This window comes from Microbacterium sp. NPDC055502, assembly GCF_053643635.1.
Map to the genome: position 1 here is coordinate 93,134 of NZ_JBSHKJ010000003.1, position 17,219 is coordinate 110,352.

16 protein-coding genes and 1 tRNA gene are annotated in these 17,219 nt (G+C 71.7%); 11 read left to right on the top strand and 6 right to left on the bottom strand.

Going from position 1 to position 17,219, the window contains the following annotated elements:
* Window positions 1–67 precede the first annotated feature (67 nt).
* The gene (locus ACWH95_RS16745; RefSeq protein WP_454121047.1) at window positions 68–1,285 is read right to left on the bottom strand and encodes a Cmx/CmrA family chloramphenicol efflux MFS transporter; all 1,218 of its coding nucleotides are present in this window, start codon (window positions 1,283–1,285) and stop codon (window positions 68–70) included.
* Window positions 1,286–1,606: 321 nt separating this feature from the next.
* Window positions 1,607–2,914, bottom strand: a complete 1,308-nt coding sequence (locus ACWH95_RS16750; protein ID WP_447653087.1) for a DUF222 domain-containing protein — start codon at window positions 2,912–2,914, stop codon at window positions 1,607–1,609.
* A 102-nt stretch (window positions 2,915–3,016) separates the two neighbouring features.
* On the opposite strand from ACWH95_RS16750, the gene ACWH95_RS16755 reads away from it, so the two are divergent.
* From ACWH95_RS16755 to ACWH95_RS16780, 6 genes are all read left to right on the top strand, one after another.
* Window positions 3,017–3,757 (top strand): alpha/beta fold hydrolase, encoded by a 741-nt coding sequence (locus ACWH95_RS16755; RefSeq protein WP_136045695.1) that lies wholly within the window; start codon window positions 3,017–3,019, stop codon window positions 3,755–3,757.
* Between the two features lie 45 nt (window positions 3,758–3,802).
* The gene (locus tag ACWH95_RS16760; protein WP_136036321.1) at window positions 3,803–5,626 is read left to right on the top strand and encodes an ABC-F family ATP-binding cassette domain-containing protein; all 1,824 of its coding nucleotides are present in this window, start codon (window positions 3,803–3,805) and stop codon (window positions 5,624–5,626) included.
* Window positions 5,627–5,667: 41 nt separating this feature from the next.
* A complete protein-coding gene (locus ACWH95_RS16765; protein ID WP_136036320.1) occupies window positions 5,668–7,434 on the top strand; it encodes a Na+/H+ antiporter in 1,767 nt (588 codons plus the stop codon).
* 125 nt (window positions 7,435–7,559) lie between these two features.
* Window positions 7,560–8,462, top strand: coding sequence for a MetQ/NlpA family ABC transporter substrate-binding protein (locus ACWH95_RS16770; RefSeq protein WP_378803908.1), 903 nt, complete (start codon window positions 7,560–7,562; stop codon window positions 8,460–8,462).
* Between the two features lie 103 nt (window positions 8,463–8,565).
* Complete coding sequence (locus ACWH95_RS16775) at window positions 8,566–9,609, top strand: methionine ABC transporter ATP-binding protein (RefSeq protein WP_136030433.1); 1,044 nt, start codon at window positions 8,566–8,568, stop codon at window positions 9,607–9,609.
* The gene (locus ACWH95_RS16780) at window positions 9,609–10,268 is read left to right on the top strand and encodes a methionine ABC transporter permease (RefSeq protein ID WP_136030431.1); all 660 of its coding nucleotides are present in this window, start codon (window positions 9,609–9,611) and stop codon (window positions 10,266–10,268) included. Before ACWH95_RS16775 ends, ACWH95_RS16780 begins: the two co-directional genes overlap by 1 nt.
* A gap of 18 nt (window positions 10,269–10,286) precedes the next feature.
* Here the strand turns inward: ACWH95_RS16780 and ACWH95_RS16785 are convergent, their stop codons facing one another.
* The 4 genes from ACWH95_RS16785 to ACWH95_RS16800 form a co-directional block, all read right to left on the bottom strand.
* Window positions 10,287–11,210 (bottom strand): pseudouridine synthase, encoded by a 924-nt coding sequence (locus ACWH95_RS16785; protein WP_378803909.1) that lies wholly within the window; start codon window positions 11,208–11,210, stop codon window positions 10,287–10,289.
* A 65-nt stretch (window positions 11,211–11,275) separates the two neighbouring features.
* Window positions 11,276–12,025, bottom strand: coding sequence for an SDR family oxidoreductase (locus tag ACWH95_RS16790; protein WP_136030427.1), 750 nt, complete (start codon window positions 12,023–12,025; stop codon window positions 11,276–11,278).
* A gap of 73 nt (window positions 12,026–12,098) precedes the next feature.
* Complete coding sequence (locus ACWH95_RS16795) at window positions 12,099–12,593, bottom strand: MarR family winged helix-turn-helix transcriptional regulator (protein ID WP_136030425.1); 495 nt, start codon at window positions 12,591–12,593, stop codon at window positions 12,099–12,101.
* Window positions 12,590–13,102: a GNAT family N-acetyltransferase gene (locus ACWH95_RS16800; RefSeq protein ID WP_378803910.1), complete on the bottom strand. Its 513-nt coding sequence runs from the start codon at window positions 13,100–13,102 to the stop codon at window positions 12,590–12,592. The genes ACWH95_RS16795 and ACWH95_RS16800 overlap by 4 nt, the downstream gene beginning before the upstream one ends.
* Window positions 13,103–13,216: 114 nt before the next feature.
* Here ACWH95_RS16800 and ACWH95_RS16805 point away from each other — a divergent pair.
* The 5 genes from ACWH95_RS16805 (at window position 13,217) to ACWH95_RS16825 (ending at window position 17,208) form a co-directional block, all read left to right on the top strand.
* Window positions 13,217–13,288, top strand: a tRNA-Gln gene (locus ACWH95_RS16805).
* A 1-nt stretch (window position 13,289) separates the two neighbouring features.
* Window positions 13,290–14,720, top strand: coding sequence for a bifunctional UDP-N-acetylglucosamine diphosphorylase/glucosamine-1-phosphate N-acetyltransferase GlmU (gene glmU, locus ACWH95_RS16810; RefSeq protein ID WP_136030420.1), 1,431 nt, complete (start codon window positions 13,290–13,292; stop codon window positions 14,718–14,720).
* A gap of 7 nt (window positions 14,721–14,727) precedes the next feature.
* A complete protein-coding gene (locus ACWH95_RS16815) occupies window positions 14,728–15,762 on the top strand; it encodes a ribose-phosphate diphosphokinase (RefSeq protein WP_136030418.1) in 1,035 nt (344 codons plus the stop codon).
* 81 nt (window positions 15,763–15,843) lie between these two features.
* Entirely contained in the window at window positions 15,844–16,314 is a 471-nt protein-coding gene (locus ACWH95_RS16820; protein ID WP_136030415.1) for an FMN-binding protein, read from the top strand.
* Between the two features lie 15 nt (window positions 16,315–16,329).
* Window positions 16,330–17,208: an FAD:protein FMN transferase gene (locus ACWH95_RS16825; RefSeq protein WP_206253094.1), complete on the top strand. Its 879-nt coding sequence runs from the start codon at window positions 16,330–16,332 to the stop codon at window positions 17,206–17,208.
* Window positions 17,209–17,219 lie beyond the last annotated feature (11 nt).

The window sequence follows — 17,219 nt, forward strand, 5'->3', positions numbered from 1 at the left end:
CGTCACGGGGCTGTGTCGGTCGCGGCGCCCGTGACGCCAGCGCACCGGCGCCGATCACGAGGTCGCGTCACGAGGTGCGCGTCATGGAGGCGCGGGTGAGGAGCAGGAGGGCGAGGGCGATGCCGGTGAGGGCGACCGCGACCCAGACCGGTCCGAGAGGTCCGGTGCCGGTCGCCAGTGCCGCAGCTCCGAGCACGGGGCCCGCGGCCGCTCCGACGTTCAGGGCTGCGGTCGCGGCGGAGCCGGCCATGGTCGGTGCCCCGGTCGCGGCGTACAGCACACGGGTGACCAGGGTGCTGCCCACCCCGAACGACAGCACTCCCAGCACGAGCACGCCGGCGAGCAGAGCCGCGGGGTGGATCGCGAGGAGTGCGAACGCCGTCCAGCCGGCGAGCAGCAGCGGTCCGCCGATGCCGACCACCAGCCCGGGGTGCCGGTCGGAGAGTCGCCCAGCGACGGTCACACCGACGAACGACCCGACGCCGAAGAGCACCAGGACGATCGCCACCCATCCCTCGGCCAGGTGCGCGGTCTCGGTCACGATCGGCGCGAGGAACGTGAAGGCGGCGAACGTGCCGCCGTTGATCAGCGCCGCGAGCGCCAGAGCGATGGCGACCGGTCGGGTGCCGAAGACGCGCAGCTCGGCACGCAGGGTCGGCGCGGCCGCGGCCGCGGGCGTGGGTGTGGGTGTGGGTGCTGGTGCGGGTGTGGGTGTGGACTCTGGCCGGTATGGAGCGATCACGCGCGCGGGGACGCCGCGGACGATCCCGAGGAGGGCGGGCACGCAGAGCAGCGCGACCGCCCAGAAGGTGGCGCGCCACCCCCAGGCCGCGCCCAGCACGGTGCCCGCGGGAACGCCCGCGACCGTGGCGACGGTGGTGCCGGCCAGGAGCACCGAGACCGCGCGCCCGGTCTGGCCGGGCGGCACCAGCGACGTCGCGGTGCGCAGGGCGACGGCGAGGAAGCCGGCGTTGGCGATCGCGCTCACCACCCGCGTGAGGAGCAGGACCTCGAACGACGTGGTGAGGGCGCCGAGCACGTGGCACGCGCCGAACGCGAGCAGGCACAGGAGCAGGGTGAGGCGAGGCGGCCATCCGCGCGCGAAGGCCGCCATCGCCGGGGCGCCCACGACCATTCCGATCGCGAAGGCGGAAGTGAGCAGTCCCGCGGACCCGACCGGAATATGGAGGTCGTCGGCGATCGCGGGGAGGAGCCCGGCGAGCATGAATTCGGACGTGCCCATGACGAACACCGTCAGGGCGAGGGAGTAGAGGGCAAGAGGCATCGAGGACTCCGAGGTGAGAGAGCAGAAGGGGTCTTCTGGTCACCACGGCCAGCCCGGTGCGACGGGTGCGACGGGGGAGCGCCCGCCCGGGGGCGGATGCGACGAGTCAGCGAGTGTCGGGGCTGGCGGTGCGACCGGCAGCCCCCGACCTGTCTGATTCGGGGCTCGACATGCTTCCACTCTAGGGGGAGGCGCACCGCAGACTCCTGCCGCGCTCGCCGCACCCACCGCGCTCGCCGCACCTGCCGCGCTCGCCGCACTCGCTGCATCCACCGCTCGCCGCACCCGCCGGCATCATCAATGCGCTCGCAGCATCGCGACTCAGAACGGTGCCGCCTCCGCGAACACCACCGATGGCCGAGGCGGCGGACGGTCGAGGTAGCTCCGTCCGGCCGGACTCGTCCACTCCAGAAGGCCGCCCGGCCGCTGCCGCACCTGCCACGGGGAGTGGTGCTTGAGGGTGTGGTGTCTGCGGCAGAGGGTCGCCAGGTTCCGGTGCTCGGTCGTCCCGCCGCGGGCCGCATCGTGGGTGTGGTCGAGGTCGCTCTTCCGCGCCGCGAGGCCGCATCCGGGGAAACGGCAGCGCTGGTCGCGCGCTCGCAGGTGCCGGCGGAGCTCCTCGCTCGGCCGGTAGCGGTCGACCGCGAGCGTCGCGCCGCTGATCGGATGCGTGAGCACCCGATCCCACCCCGCGGCGCCGCCGGTCAGATGTCGGGCGGTCTCCGCATCGATCGGCGTCTGACCGTCGAGCTCAGCCGGAGCACCCGCCGCCGTGGGGTGATCGTCACGAAGAAGGGTCAGCACGGGCACCGTCACCTCCACGCGCGCCCGCAGCTCGCCCAGCAGACCGTCCGCCGTGTCGTGGCCGGCCGGGGTGCCAGTCAGCACCAGATCGGAGAGCAGGTCGGCTCGCAGCTGGTCGACCGTGCGGGTGTCGGGTGTGGCAGGGGAGGGCTCGGTCGCGCCCCGCTCCGCGCGCGCGTTCTCCTGCTGTACGGCGTGAGCCATCTGCGACAGCCGGTCGAACATGCCGTGGACGAGTGCCGCCGGTCCGTGCATGCCCAGGTCGGCCATCCCGTCGCCTGCGTCTTTCACCCAGACCCGCCGCTGCTCGCGGGCGTCGCGGTGCCGTTCGGTGACCGTGCGCTCCTGGAAGCGTTCGGCGAGGCGTCGCACGAGCGGCCGCAGCCGGTTGGGCGAGGTGGTCTGCGCGAGGGCTACGGCGTCGTCGGCGAAGGCCGACCGCTCGGAAGCGTCGTGGAGATGCGCACCCGCGTCGAGGATCGCGCGCGCGTGCGCCGCGCTGATCAGCCCGCGGCCCTGCGCCTCCCACACCGCGGGGAAGCGCTCGACCAGCCAGGACGCCTCGGACATGCGCCGTTCGACCGCGCGATCGCTCGCGCGCTGGGCCGCGCCGATCTCGGCGGCGACCGTGCGGATCGCCAGGTCGCCGTGGTCGGGGTGGCGCCCCTGCCGGGCGATGTCGACCGCGAGGCGCCCGGCCAGGGCCAGCAAGCCGTCGCGGGCGGCCTGCATGCTGCTCAGCGTCTGCTCCGCCGCGACCAGGCCCGCGACCAGCTCGGCGAGCATCGCCCGCTGGGAGTCGGTGGCGTCGAGCAGCGCGGTCATGACCTCACTCCATCACTGACCACCGACATTCGAACAAAGGATCGAACGAGTATGGACGAAAGTCAGGTCACGGAAAGGTAACGGTCGTGGTTTACTGACGCGATGCTTCTCAACGTCGTCGAAGCCGGTTCGGGCGAGCACACGGTCGTGCTCCTCCACGGCATGATGGGCTCCGCCGAGAGCTGGCACCGCGTCGTGCCCGCGCTGACGGAGCGCGGTTTCCGCGTACTCGCGCTCGATCTCCCCGGTCACGGACTCTCGCCGCGCGATCCGCAGCTCACGATCGAGAGCGCGGCCGACGCGGTCGTCGAGACCCTGGTGCGCCTCCTCGAGCCCCCGTCCGCCACCCCCGGCCCGCCCCTGATCGCCGCGATGGGACACTCCTTCGGTGCCACGGTCCTCGCCGCGGCCGCCCCGCGACTCGAACCGGCGCTCGCCGTCTACGTCGACGCGGCGCTGACCCTGCAGGGCGGTCAGGATCGCGCGGCGCTGGTGTCGCAGTACGAACACGACCGGCGTGCACGCCTGTCGCCGACCGAGCTGCGCCGCGCGCGTCCGTTCTATTCGGTCGCCGATGCCGAGGCGGAGGCCCGCGCGGCCGAGCGGTTCGATGCCGCGACGGCCGCGTCCGTGTCGTGCGGCTCCGATGGGCACTGGAGCGCCGCACCGGGCTCGATCGTGGTCCGCGCCGACCCCAGCGCGTGGGTCACCGACGAGGATGCGCGCCGGTTCGAGCACGAGGGCGTCCGCGTGCGGAGCATCCCCGGCGCGGCGCACACCGTCTGGTACAGCCACTTCGACGTGTTCACGGCGGCGCTGCCGGAGCTCTTCGGCTCCCGCTGACGACAGGGCGGGCGGCCCGCGATCCGCGACTACCCTGGAGAGGACATGGCACATCTTCTCGGGGCCGAAGCCCTGCACCTCGAATACCCGACCCGCGTCGTCTTCGACTCCGTCACCCTCGGCATCGAGGAGGGGGACCGCATCGGGATCGTCGGCCGCAACGGCGACGGCAAGTCCAGCCTCCTCGGCATGCTCGCCGGCACCAAGGAGCCGGACTCCGGCCGGGTGACCGTGCGCGGCGGCACCCGCATCGGTGTGCTGACCCAGGCGGATACGCTCCCGGACGACCTCACGATCGGCGCGGCCGTGGTCGGCGACGTGCCGGAGCACGAGTGGGCGGGCGACGCCCGGGTGCGCGATGTGATCGACGGGCTGCTGCGAGAGCTCCCGTGGGACGCGCGGATCGGATCGCTCAGCGGCGGCCAGCGGCGGCGTGTGTCGCTCGCCAAGCTCCTGACCGGCGACTGGGACGTGATCGCGCTCGACGAGCCCACCAACCACCTCGACGTCGAGGCCATCACCTGGCTCGCCGGTCACCTGAAGAAGCGCTGGTCCCCGAACGCCGGGGCGCTGCTGGTCGTCACGCACGACCGCTGGTTCCTCGACGAGATCTGCACCGAGACGTGGGAGGTGCACGACCGCATCGTCGAGCCGTTCGAGGGCGGCTACGCGGCGTACATCCTGCAGCGGGTCGAGCGTGACCGCATGGCCGCGGCGACCGAGGCGAAGCGGCAGAACCTCGCCCGCAAGGAGCTCGCGTGGCTGCGCCGTGGCGCCCCCGCGCGCACCAGCAAGCCGAAGTTCCGCATCGACGCGGCCAACGAGCTGATCGCGGACGTGCCGGAGATCCGCGACAAGGTGTCGCTGCAGTCGCTCGCGGTGTCGCGGCTCGGGAAGGACGTGGTCGACCTGCTCGACGTCGGCGTGACCTACCCGACCGAGGACGGCGGCGTGAAGACGGTGCTGAAGGACGTGGAGTGGCGCATCGCACCGGGGGAGCGCACCGGCATCCTCGGGGTGAACGGGGCGGGGAAGTCCACGCTGCTCGGGCTGATCTCCGGTGCCGTCGAGCCGACAGAGGGCCGGGTCAAGCGCGGCAAGACCGTGCAGGTGCGCACCCTCACGCAGCGCCTCGACGAGCTCACGCCGCACTGGAACGACCCGGTGCGCGTGGTGATCTCCGGGTTGCGCACCTCCTACACGCTCGGCGCCGGGTCGAAGGCGCAAGACCTCACGCCCGGTCAGCTGCTGGAGCGGCTCGGCTTCTCCTCGGCGCAGCTGTCGACACCGGTCAAAGACCTCTCGGGCGGCCAGCAGCGCCGGTTGCAGCTGCTGCTCGTGCTGCTCGACCAGCCCAACGTGCTGATCCTCGACGAGCCGACCAACGACATGGACACCGACATGCTCGCCGCGATCGAGGACCTCCTCGACTCCTGGTCGGGCACGCTCCTGGTCGTCAGCCACGACCGGTACTTCCTGGAGCGCGTGACCGACCAGCAGTACGCGATCCTCCCGGGGCCCGACGGCGCCGGACGGCTGCGCCACCTCCCCGGCGGCGTGGACGAGTACCTGCGGCTGCGCGAGCGGGTGGAGGCCGAGGGGCCGAAGCCCTCCGCGAGTGCCGCTGCGGCGGCACCGACCGGCCTCGACGGTGCCGCGCTCCGCACGGCGCAGAAGGAGGTCGCGGCGCTCGAACGACGCATCCAGAAGCTCACCGCGCAGGTCGACGCGGCCAAGCACGCACTCGCCGACCACGACCAGTCCGACTACGCCGGACTGGGGGAGCGGATGAAGGAGATCTCGGCGCAGGAGGCCGAGATCGAGGAGCTCGAGCTGCGCTGGTTCGAACTCACCGAACAGATCGGCTGAGACCAGGAATATCCTTCTCCCCATAGCGTTGGGAGGTAGGGATGGAAGGCCTTGAAGTCACCGTCCTGCTCGGACTCACGATCCTCGTCGGAACCCTGATCGCCCCGCGCGTGCGTCTCGCGCTCCCGCTCGTCCTCGTCCTGCTCGGACTGCTGCTCGGTTTCGTGCCGGAGCTGCGCGAGGTGCAGCTGCCGCCGGAGACCGTGCTGCTGCTGTTCCTGCCCGTGATCCTGTTCTGGGAGAGCCTCACCACGTCGCTGCGCTCGATCCGCCGCGACTTCCGCTACATCCTGCCGATGAGCACCCTGCTCGTGGTGGCCTCGGCGTTCGCGGTCGCGGGCATCGGCGTGCTGTTCGGGATGCCGTGGGAGGTCGCGCTCATCCTGGGCGCCGCCGTCGCCCCGCCCGATGCCACCGCGGTCGCCGCGCTCGGACGTCTGCTGCCGCGACGCATGTTCATGAAGCTGAAGGCGGAGAGCCTCACGAACGACGGCACCGCGCTCGTCCTGTATGCGATCGCGGTGTCGCTCGCGCTCGGCGGCCAGGTCACGCCGCTCTCGGTCACGTGGGACGTGCTGGTGTCGTACGTCGGCGGGGTCGCGGCGGGCGTCGCGGTCGCCGCGATCGCGTACCTGCTGCTGCGTCGCATGTCGTCGACCATCGTCATCAACGTGACGCTGCTGCTCGTGCCGTTCTCGGCGTTCCTGGTCGCCGAGATGGTGCACGCCTCGGGGGTGCTGGCCGTGGTCGTGGCCGGACTCATCGTGGCCTGGGTGTCGCCGCGCGTGACGACCGCGGCGTCGCGGCGCCAGGCGGACGCGGCGTGGCCCTTCGGCGTGTTCCTCCTCAACGGCGCGCTGTTCGTGCTCATCGGGCTCGAGGTGCAGTACGTGGTGCACGAGGTGCCGCCGTCGGTGATCGGGCGACTGGTGCTGATCACGCTCGCGGTGTGGGCCACGCTGCTGGTCGTGCGCTACCTGTTCCAGCTGCTCAACGTGCTGTTCCAGGGCAGGCCGTCCGCCCGCCCGGCCCCTGGCTCGCGCTCCCGTGCGCGCCTCGTGTCCACCGTCGCGGGGATGCGCGGAGCCGTGTCGCTCGCGATCGCCCTGTCGGTGCCCACGACCGTGACCGAGGGCGGCGCGATCGCCGGCCGCGACGAGATCGTGCTCGTGACGGCCGGGGTGATCCTGCTCAGTCTGCTCGCGCAGGCCCCCATGCTGCCGGCCCTGGTGCGCTGGGCGCGGTTCCCGGTCGACCACGCGGAGGCCGAGGAGTTCGAGCTCGCGGAGCGTGCGATCTCCGGCGCCGCTCTGGCCGCGCTGGACGACCTGGCCGCCGAGCACGGCGTCGGCGCGGAGGTGCGCGATCACGTGCGGGCCGAGGGGTATCGCAACCTGGAGTTCGCGAACGCCCGGACCCTGGCGCGGGAGCAGGCCCTGATCGACGCGGAGGCCGAGGCGCTGGACGACATGCTCGGCGAGCCCGACCCCCTGGGCATCGGCGGGGAGGAGGGCACCGGGGAGCCGGAACCCGACGGCGGCGTCGGCGGCGCGGTCGACCCCGAGTCGAGCGACGGCACGGTACTGCAGATGATCGCGACCTCGGCCGACGTCGACCTGGCCCAGCGCTCTCCGCTCATCCGGCACGAGGAGCACACGCGACTCAAGCTCGCGCTGCTCGATCGCAAGCGCGAGGTGCTGCTCGGGCTGCGCAGCGCCGGGACCGTGGACGACCTGGTGGTGCGGCGCATCTCGGCCCGGCTCGACCTCGAACAGGTGCGTCTGCAGGGCATCGAGGAGTTCGACTGACCCTCACCCGGTCGTCCGTGCCGGGCTCCGCCGGGACCTGTGACGCCGTGTGACGGCGCGATTCCGCCGCCTGCGCCCGACCTGCCTAACGTAGTCGGGTCCCGCCAGGAAGGAACCCCCTCATCATGTCCCGCCGCACCACCACCGTCCTCGCCGCGCTCGCCGCGGTCCCGCTGTTCGTCGCGCTCTCCGGATGCGCGACGGCCTCCTCCGACGCCGGTTCCGGCGACGCGGAGAACGAGACCGTCAAGATCGGGGTCGTCGGCAAGGGCGACGCGCAGTGGCCCGCCTTCGTCGAGGCTGCCGCCGACGAGGGCATCACGGTCGAGCTGGTCGACTTCGGCTCCTACGAGCAGCCGAACCCCGCGCTGACGGAGGGCGAGATCGACCTCAACCAGTTCCAGCACATCGTGTACCTCGCCGAGTACAACAACGCCTCGGGCTCCGACCTCACGCCGATCGGCTCCACCGCGATCTACCCGCTCGGCCTGTACTCGAAGAAGTACGACGACGTGGACGACATCCCCAAGGGCGAGACCGTCGCCGTGCCGGACGACGCGTCGAACCAGGCCCGCGCGCTGAACGTGCTGCAGCAGGCCGGCCTCGTCGAGCTGAAGAGCGGCGGCACGCCCTACTCCGACCTCGCCGACGTCGACACCGAGAAGTCGAAGGTGCAGGTGAAGGCGCTGGAGGCGGCGCTCATCCCCACCTCACTGCCCGATGTCGCCGCTGCGATCATCAACAACGACTTCGTGGAGGACGCCGGGCTCACGTTCGACGACGCGATCGCGCAGGACGACCCCGAGGACCCGAGCGCCCTGCCGTACGTGAACATCTTCGCGGCCCGCGCGGAGGATGCCGACAACGAGACCTACAACAAGCTGGTCGAGATCTTCCAGACGAACGAGGACGTGCAGGCGGGACTCCTCGAGTCCTCCGGTGGCACGGCGGTGGCGCTGCAGACCCCGGTGAAGGACCTCGTGGCCTCGCTGGAGAAGGTCCAGAAGGACGCCGACGCGAAGAAGTGACGCAGTGGGGGTGCGGGGCACCCCCACCCCATGAGGGAGAATCGGGTGGCGCCTCTCGCGTCGCCCGATTCTCCGTTTCCCGAGACCCAGACCGGAGCAGCACATGCCGATCGTCTCCCTGACGAACGTGTCCAAGACCTACCCCTCCCGCAGTCACGGTGAACCGGAGGTCGTCGCCGTCGACGACGTGACCCTCGACATCGACCAGGGCGACGTGTACGGCATCATCGGCTACTCCGGCGCCGGCAAGTCGACGCTGGTGCGCCTGATCAACGCCCTGGAGCCGGCGACGAGCGGCACCATCACGGTCGACGGCGTCGATCTCACCACGCTCGGCGAACGCGAACTGCGCCGCGTGCGCGGCGGCATCGGCATGATCTTCCAGCAGTTCAACCTGTTCTCCTCGCGCACCGTGCGGTCGAACGTGGCCTACCCGCTGACGCTGGCCGGCTGGTCGAAGCCCGACATCGAGGCGCGGGTGACCGAGCTGCTGTCGTTCGTGGGGCTGTCCGACAAGGCGAAGGCCTACCCCGAGCAGCTGTCCGGCGGCCAGAAGCAGCGCGTCGGCATCGCCCGGGCCCTGGCCACCAAGCCCGCGATCCTGCTCGCCGACGAGGCCACCAGCGCCCTCGACCCGCAGACCACGCACGAGGTCCTCGACCTGCTCAAGCGGGTCAACGAGGAGCAGGGCGTCACCATCGTGGTCATCACCCACGAGATGGACGTCATCCAGACGATCGCGACCAAGGTCGCCGTGATGGAGAACGGTCGCGTGATCGAGCGCGGCGACGTGTTCGACGTGTTCTCGGCGCCGCAGAACCCGGCGTCGCAGCGCTTCGTCGGCACGGTCGTGAAGGGCGTGCCGTCGCCGTCCGAGCTCGCCGTGCTGCGCGAGCGGCATCGCGGGCGTCTCGTCACGTTCTCGTTCCGCGACGGCGACTCGTCGCAGGCGCAGGTGTTCCTCGACCTCGCGGCCGCCGGACTCGACTTCGAGCTCGTGTACGGCGGCATCAACGACATCCGGGGCAGGGCGTTCGGGCACCTGACGCTCGCGATCCGCGGCGACTCCTCCGCGATCGACAGGGCGCTCACCACGATCGGTGAGCGCGTGGACGTGACCGTGATCGCCGCAGAGGAGGCCCGCTGATGGATCGTCTGAACGAACTGTGGCCCGAGTTCTGGTCGGCCGCACTGGAGACGCTGTACATGGCGTCGTTCGCGCTCGTGCTCGGCGGGATCCTCGGTCTTGCGATCGGCATCATCCTCTACATCACGCGCCCCGGTGGACTCCTGCAGAACCGGGTCGTCTCGGTGCTCGTCAACCTGGGGGTCAACTTCTTCCGACCCATCCCGTTCGTGATCTTCATGGCCGTCGCGCAGCCGTTCGCACGGCTCGTGGTGGGGTCGGGTATCGGCACCACGGCGGGCGCGTTCATCATCGGTCTCGCGGCGGCGTTCGCGATCGGCCGCATCGTGGAGCAGCACCTCGTGTCGGTGTCGCCCGGCGTGATCGAGGCGGCGCGGGCGATGGGGGCGGGGCCGTGGCGCATCCTGTTCACGGTCGCGATCCCGGAGTCCCTCGGACCGCTGATCCTCGGCTACACGTTCATCGTGGTCGCGCTCATCGACATGACCGCGATGGCCGGTCTGATCGGCGGCGGCGGCCTGGGTGCGTTCGCGCAGATCTACGGCTTCCGGCAGTTCGAGCCGATCGTGATGTGGGCCGCCATCATCCTGATCGTGGTGTTCGTGCACCTGGTGCAGCTGCTGGGAACGCGGCTCGCCCGGAGGATCATGCGACGCTGACCCCCGGTGGGGCGCGGGTCAGCGCGCCGGGGCGTCCTGCAGGCTCCGGCGGGTGGTGAACACGCGCTCCTCACCGGTGAGCGGGTCGAGGAACCGCAGTTCCCGCGCCAGGAGCTGCAGGGGCCGGGAGAAGTCGTCGGGCTGCTCGGGCAGCAGCTCCGGGTAGAAGCCGTCGTGCAGGATGCCGAGCCCGAGCGCGGCCAGGTGCACGCGCAACTGGTGCATCTTGCCGCTGTGCGGGCGCAGCAGGGTGTGCACCACGCGGTCGTCGGCGTCGATCACGTCGATGAGCGTCTCCGAGTTGGGCTCCCGGGTGTCGTCGACCTGCACGCGCACCTCTCCGCGGTGCTTCTCGATGTGGGTGCGGTACACCAGCGGGAAGCGGGAGGGATCCCAGCCGGCGGGCCGGGCCGATACGGCCTCGTACACCTTCTCGACCCGTCGATCCTCGAACAGCAGCTGGTAGGCGCCGCGGGTGGCGGGGCGGACGGAGAACATCAGCAGCCCGGCGGTCGCGCGGTCGAGGCGGTGGATCGGCGTGAGCTCCGGGTTGCCGAGCCGGTTCCGCAACCGCACGAGAGCCGAGTTCTGCAGGTACTTGCCGCCGGGGGTGGTGGGCAGGAAGTGCGGCTTGTCGATCACGACGAGGTGGTCGTCCTCGTGCAGGATCTCCTCGGTGAAGGGGATCTCCTTCTCGACGGGCGGCTCGCGGTAGTACCAGACGAACTCCTCGGCGCCCAGCGGCGTCTCCCGGCTGAGCGGTCGTCCGTCGCGGGCGACGATCTCGCCGCGGTCGAACCGCACGAGCAGCCGCTCGGGGTCGAGGTGGAAGAACCGCTCGACCATGTAGTCCGCGATCGTCGGCCAATCCCCGGTCAGCGGAACGTGCAACCGCGTGGCGCCGACGCCGTCGCGCACGGGGAGCGGGGAGGGCATGCCCATTGTTCGGCCTTCGGCAGGAGGGGCGGGACCCCTCCACCCTAGGGGACGGCGCCGGTCGGCTCGGCTCAGTCCGCCCCGGCGGCGATCCAGTCGTCGAAGGTGGTGGGGGCGAGCCGGGCTCCCTCGGCGGGGAGCAGCACCTCGCCCGCGAACTCGACGCCCAGAGCCGCACCGCGCCACGAGGCGCGCAGCGGAAGCTCTCGTCCGCGGGCGGCGAGGGTGCGCCTGGCCATGTCGACGGCGTCTTCGGTGCGGGGCCCGGCGATGTCGAAGGATCCGCCCAGCGCGGGGGCGGCGGCCGCCTCGACGAGGGCGACCGCCACGTCCGCCGGGGCGATCGGCTGCAGCAGCAGCGGGGGGACGACGCCCTCGCCGTCGACGATCGACCACTCGGCGATCATGGCGGGGAAGTCGTGGAACTGCGTCGCGCGCACGATCGTGAAGGGCACGGCGCCGCGGGCGACCTCGCGCTCCTGAGCCCGCTTGCCGAAGTAGTGCGGGTTGCCCTGCACCCGATCGAGCGCCGCGATCGACAGGGCCACGTGGTGGGCGACCCCGGCGGCGGCTCCGGCGACCAGGAGGGTGCGCGTCACCGTCGCGAACACGCGCTCGGCCTCTGCGACGTCGGACACCGGGGGATTGGTCGCGTCGATCACCGCGTCGACCCCGTCGAGCCTCGCCGCTAGACCCTCGCCCGTCGTCAGGTCCACCCCTTCGCCGCGGCTGAGGGAGATCGCGTCATGGCCTCGCCGTCGCGCCTCCTCCACCACGAGCCGTCCGATCCGTCCTGTTCCGCCTGCCACCGCGATGCGCATGCCGCTCCTTTGTCGTGATCCGTGGCTATCCTGCCCCGGGCCGCCGACATCCGCCGCGCACGCGTGAGCGGCGTCAGGCGTCGAAGCTCAGGCTGAGCTTGCGCAGCAGACCGGCGAGCCGTTCGCGGTCGCCGCGCGACAGTGCCCTGAGCAGCTCGGCCTCCGCGTCGACCAGCCGGGTGATCGCCGCGTCCACCCGGATACGCCCGTCGTCGGTGAGCGTCACCAGCACGCTGCGGCCGTCGCCGGGGTCGGCCTCCCTGCGCACCAGCCGCCGCCCGACCAGCCGGTCGATCCGGTTGGTCATGGTGCCGCTGGACACGAGGGTCTGCTGCAGCAGCTGCTTCGGGGAGAGCTGGAAGGGGGCGCCGGCGCGGCGCAGCGCCGACAGCACGTCCCACTCCCACGACTCGAGGTCGCTGCGGCGGAACACCTCGCGGCGGGCGCGGTCGAGGTGACGCGACAGCCGGTCCATCCGCGACAGCACCTCGAGCGGGGAGAAGTCGAGGTCGGGGCGCTGCGTGTTCCACGCGCCGACGATCCGGTCGACCTCATCCACCTCGCTCATGCGTTCATTATCGCGTGCGCCCCGTCGTCCGCCGACCCGCGGGCGGGCAGCTCCCGGGTCAGGAACACGCTGTGCGGATCCGGCCGGTAGCGGCCGAACGCCGCGCACTCGCGGAAGCCCGCGCGGGTGTACATCGCGACCGCGGGCAGGAAGAAGTCGTCGCGCCCGGTCTCCAGCGACACCCGGCGCACCCCGCGGGCGGTGGCGTCGTCGAGGAGGAACCGTACCAGGGTGCGTCCGATGCCGCGGCCGCGCAGTGCGGGGTCGGTGCGCATCGACTTGAGCTCCTCGTGCCCGTGGTCGACCGTGGCGAGGGCGCCCGTGCCGACGATGCGGTCGTCCAGGGTGGCGGCGAACAGGCGCACGTGCGGTGCGAGGAGTCCGTCGATGGGCAGGGCGTGCTGGCTCTCGGGTGGCGCGGTGCCCTGCATCTCGGCGTGATGCGCGGACACGAACGCCGCGAGGTCCGGCGTGGCGGAGGCGATGCGGGTGATGACGACGTCGCTCATGGCCCCAGCATCGCAGAGCCGTGTTTCGTCGCGATGTCGGCCACCCGGGCGTGCATCGGAACACGAGCGGGGACGTGGCAGACTTGTCGGGCGGTGCCCACGCGGGGGCCGCGGTCCGCCGTGGTGTAATGGCAGCACGACAGCCTTTGGAGCTGTGAGGTCTAGGTTCGAGTCCTGGCGGCGGAGCATGACTGGGAACAATCTCGCCATCGTCGTCCTCGCCGCAGGTCAGGGCACCCGCATGAAGTCGCGGCTGCCCAAGGTGCTGCACCCCATCGGCGGCCGACCGCTCGTCGGGCACGTGCTCACCACGGCGCGTCGGCTGCAGGCCGCGCACATCGAGGTCGTCGTGCGTCACGAGCGCGACCAGGTGGTGGCCGCGCTCGCGGAGGACTACCCCGATGCGGTGTTCGTCGACCAGGACGAGGTGCCGGGCACGGGGCGGGCCGTGCAGGTTGCGGTCGATGCGCTGCCCGGCGACTTCGACGGCGATGTGCTCGTGCTCTCGGGCGACTGCCCGCTCGCGGACGCCGAGACGCTCACCGCGTTCCTGGAGGAGCACCGCGCCTCCGGTGCGGCGGCCACCCTCATGACGGCCCTGGTCGACGACCCCACCGGCTACGGCCGGGTGATCCGCGACGCGGACGGCGGTGTCGACCGCATCGTCGAGCAGAAGGACGCGACGGCCGAGGAGGCCGCGGTCACCGAGATCAACGCCGGCATGTACGTGTTCCGTGCCGCGACGCTGCGCACGTACCTGCCGCAGGTGGGCGTCGACAACGCGCAGGGCGAGATGTACCTGACCGATGTGCCCGGGCTGCTGCGCCGTGACGGCGACCGCGTGGCCGCCTCGGTCGTCGACGACGTCGAGGTCACGTTCGGGGTGAACGACCGTGCGCAGCTCGCCGAGGTCGGCCGCCGCTTGAACGCCCGCATCGTGCGCCGCTGGCAGCTCGAGGGCGTCACGGTGATCGATCCGGCGACCACGTGGATCGACGACGACGTCACCCTGGCGCCCGACGTGACGCTCCTGCCGAACACGCAGATCCTGCGCGCGACCACCGTCGCCGCGGGCGCCACGATCGGTCCCGACACGACGCTGGTGACCTGCGAGGTGGGGGAGGACGCGGTGGTGCGGCGCACCGACGCCACGCTCGCCGTGATCGGCGCAGAGGCGACCGTCGGGCCCTTCTCCTTCCTCCGTCCCGGCACCGTGCTGGGCGCCAAGGGCAAGATCGGCGCGTACGTCGAGACGAAGAACGCCGAGATCGGCGAGGGCAGCAAGGTGCCGCACCTCTCTTACGTGGGGGATGCGACGATCGGCCGCGGGGTCAACCTGGGCGCGAGCACCATCACCGCCAACTACGACGACGTGAACAAGCACCGCACCGAGATCGGCGACGAGGTCCACACCGGCTCGCACACGGTCCTGGTCGCGCCCGTTAGGCTGGGTGCTGGTGCGAAGACCGGTGCCGGCGCCGTCGTCCGCAAGGACGTCCCCGCCGGTGCCCTGGCCATGAGCGTGGCCCCCCAGCGCAACGTCGAGGGGTGGGTCGAGAAGAACAGAGCAGGCACGGGGGCGGCGGACGCCGCGGCCCGGGAGAACACGGCGGAATAGGCGGAGCATGGCCCGGAAGAAGAAGACGGTCGACCTGGATCGCGACAACGGGGTGGCCCCCGGGATCATCGCGAAGACCAAGAAGCGGCTCGTCGTCGCGGGCGGGCGCTCCCACCCCGAGCTGACAGCGGCCGTCGCCGAGGCCCTGGGCACCGAGATCGCGCCGGTGGAGCACCGCACGTTCGCGTCGGGGGAGATCTACGCCCGCTTCGAGGTCTCGATCCGCGGCGTCGACCTCTTCCTCATCCAGACCTTCGGCGAACCGGTGAACGAGTGGCTCATGGAGACGCTCATCATGATCGACGCCGCCAAGCGCGCGTCGGCCAAGCGCATCACCGTCGTCGCCCCCTATTACCCGTATTCGCGCCAGGACAAGAAGGGCCGCGGCCGTGAGCCGATCAGCGCCCGCCTGGTCGCCGACCTGCTCAAGACGGCCGGCGCCGACCGCGTCATGAGCGTCGACCTGCACGCGGCGCAGATCCAGGGCTTCTTCGACGGCCCGGTCGACCATCTCTTCGCCAAGCCGGTGCTGCTCGACCACTTCGAGCGCACGCTGAGCCCGGAGGACCGCGAGATCCTCACGGTCGTGTCGCCCGACATGGGCCGCGTCCGCGTCGCCGACACGTGGTCGGACAGCCTCGGTGCGCCGCTGGCGATCATCCACAAGCGCCGCGACCCGAAGGTCGCCAACCAGGTGTCGGTGCACGAGATCGTCGGCGCCGTCGAGGGGCGCACGTGCCTCCTGGTCGACGACATGATCGACACCGGTGGCACGATCGTGAAGGCCGCTCAGGCGCTCAAGGCCAACGGCGCGCACCGTGTGATCGTGGCCGCGACCCACGCGATCTTCAGCGACCCCGCCTCGGAGCGGTTGCAGGACGCCTCGATCGATGAGGTCGTCGTGACGGACACGATCCCGCTGTCGGCGTCGCGCCGCTGGGACAACCTCACGATCCTGCCGATCGCCCCCCTGCTGGCCAGGGCGATCCACGAGGTGTTCGAGGACGGCTCCGTGACGAGCATGTTCGGCGGCGACGCCTGACGCATCGGCACAGCACAGCCGGAGCATAGGCGCGGTCCCTACCGTCGAAGGATCGACAGACCCCGACCCACGGAGGCCCCCATGATCCGCACGACCGTACCCACGTCCGTCCGCACCGGTTCCGCGCTTCTCGGGGTCGCCGGCCTGGTCGTGCTCGCGGGGTGCGCGGGCACCCCCGACGCCGCCGACTCGTCGAACGCTTCGACGGCGCCGACGGGTTCGAGCTCGTCGTCCGGCGGGGGCGACGCCGCGGGCTCCTACAACGACGGCACCTACACCGCCGAGGGGTCGTACCAGACCCCGGAGACGGTCGAGCAGATCTCGGTCACTCTCACGCTCGCGGACGGCGTCGTGACCGACGTCGAGGTGACGGGCGACCCGAAGGCACCCGAGACCGAGCAGTATCAGGGCCAGTTCATCGACGGCATCGCGGACGAGGTCGTGGGCAAGCCCATCGACGAGCTGAACGTGAGCCGCGTCGCGGGGTCGTCGCTCACCAGCGGCGGCTTCAACGACGCGCTCGAGTCGATCAAGGAGCAGGCCGCCTCCTGAGCGCGGGGCCTCGTCATGGCGGGTTGGCGTTTCGAGGCGATCGGCACGCACTGGGAGATCGAGACGTCATCGCCGCTCCCGGAGCCCGTCCGATCCGCCGTGTCGGCGGTGATCGAGAGGTTCGACCGCGCCTGGTCGCGGTTCCGGGCCGACTCGGAGGTCTCGCGGCTCGGGCGCGAGGGCGGGACGCTGGCCTCCGCCGACGCGGCGCCCATGCTCGACGCGTATCGCGCGCTGACCACGGCGACCGACGGGGCCGTCAACCCTCTCGTCGCCGACAGTCTCGCCGCCCTGGGCTACGACCGGGAGTACTCGCTCGTGCCGCGGGACCCGCTCGCCGCGCCCGCGGACTGGACGGAGCGGGTCTCGTGGACCTCGACCGGGGTGACCGCGTCGGCTCCGGCCCTGCTCGACGTCGGCGCGCTCGGCAAGGGTCGCCTGGTGGACCTGGTGATGACGGAACTGGCGGAGGTGCCGGACGACGTCGTGGTCGACGCGGGCGGTGACCTCCGGGTCCGCGGCTCCGGTGAGCGCGTCGCCCTGGAGCATCCGTACGACCCGCGGAAGGCCGTGGGCGTGGTCGAGGTGCGTGACGGCGCGCTGTGCGCCTCGGCCGTGAACCGCCGCGCGTGGGGAGACGGGCTGCATCACGTGCTGGACGCCCGCACCGGGGTGCCCGTGCGCACCTGGGCGGCGACCTGGGCGCTGGCGCCCGACGCGATGATCGCCGACGCCGTGGCCACCGCGCTGTTCTTCGACGGGGGCCCGGCGCTCGCCCTGGCCTGGGGCGTGGAGTGGGTGCGCATGACCACCGATGGGCGCCTGCAGTGGTCGCCGGGCTGTCCGGCCGAGCTGTTCACGGTGGGCGGGCCTGGCCGGGCGGCCGCTGACTAGGGAAGAGTGGA

What these genes read in the sequence shown, in the direction of transcription:
- ACWH95_RS16745 (WP_454121047.1), bottom strand. Translation starts at nt 1,285, where the DNA reads ATGCCTCTTGCCCTCTACTCCCTCGCCCTGACGGTGTTCGTCATGGGC.
- ACWH95_RS16750 (WP_447653087.1), bottom strand. Translation starts at nt 2,914, where the DNA reads ATGACCGCGCTGCTCGACGCCACCGACTCCCAGCGGGCGATGCTCGCC.
- ACWH95_RS16755 (WP_136045695.1), top strand. Translation starts at nt 3,017, where the DNA reads ATGCTTCTCAACGTCGTCGAAGCCGGTTCGGGCGAGCACACGGTCGTG.
- ACWH95_RS16760 (WP_136036321.1), top strand. Translation starts at nt 3,803, where the DNA reads ATGGCACATCTTCTCGGGGCCGAAGCCCTGCACCTCGAATACCCGACC.
- ACWH95_RS16765 (WP_136036320.1), top strand. Translation starts at nt 5,668, where the DNA reads ATGGAAGGCCTTGAAGTCACCGTCCTGCTCGGACTCACGATCCTCGTC.
- ACWH95_RS16770 (WP_378803908.1), top strand. Translation starts at nt 7,560, where the DNA reads ATGTCCCGCCGCACCACCACCGTCCTCGCCGCGCTCGCCGCGGTCCCG.
- ACWH95_RS16775 (WP_136030433.1), top strand. Translation starts at nt 8,566, where the DNA reads ATGCCGATCGTCTCCCTGACGAACGTGTCCAAGACCTACCCCTCCCGC.
- ACWH95_RS16780 (WP_136030431.1), top strand. Translation starts at nt 9,609, where the DNA reads ATGGATCGTCTGAACGAACTGTGGCCCGAGTTCTGGTCGGCCGCACTG.
- ACWH95_RS16785 (WP_378803909.1), bottom strand. Translation starts at nt 11,210, where the DNA reads ATGGGCATGCCCTCCCCGCTCCCCGTGCGCGACGGCGTCGGCGCCACG.
- ACWH95_RS16790 (WP_136030427.1), bottom strand. Translation starts at nt 12,025, where the DNA reads ATGCGCATCGCGGTGGCAGGCGGAACAGGACGGATCGGACGGCTCGTG.
- ACWH95_RS16795 (WP_136030425.1), bottom strand. Translation starts at nt 12,593, where the DNA reads ATGAGCGAGGTGGATGAGGTCGACCGGATCGTCGGCGCGTGGAACACG.
- ACWH95_RS16800 (WP_378803910.1), bottom strand. Translation starts at nt 13,102, where the DNA reads ATGAGCGACGTCGTCATCACCCGCATCGCCTCCGCCACGCCGGACCTC.
- glmU (WP_136030420.1), top strand. Translation starts at nt 13,290, where the DNA reads ATGACTGGGAACAATCTCGCCATCGTCGTCCTCGCCGCAGGTCAGGGC.
- ACWH95_RS16815 (WP_136030418.1), top strand. Translation starts at nt 14,728, where the DNA reads ATGGCCCGGAAGAAGAAGACGGTCGACCTGGATCGCGACAACGGGGTG.
- ACWH95_RS16820 (WP_136030415.1), top strand. Translation starts at nt 15,844, where the DNA reads ATGATCCGCACGACCGTACCCACGTCCGTCCGCACCGGTTCCGCGCTT.
- ACWH95_RS16825 (WP_206253094.1), top strand. Translation starts at nt 16,330, where the DNA reads ATGGCGGGTTGGCGTTTCGAGGCGATCGGCACGCACTGGGAGATCGAG.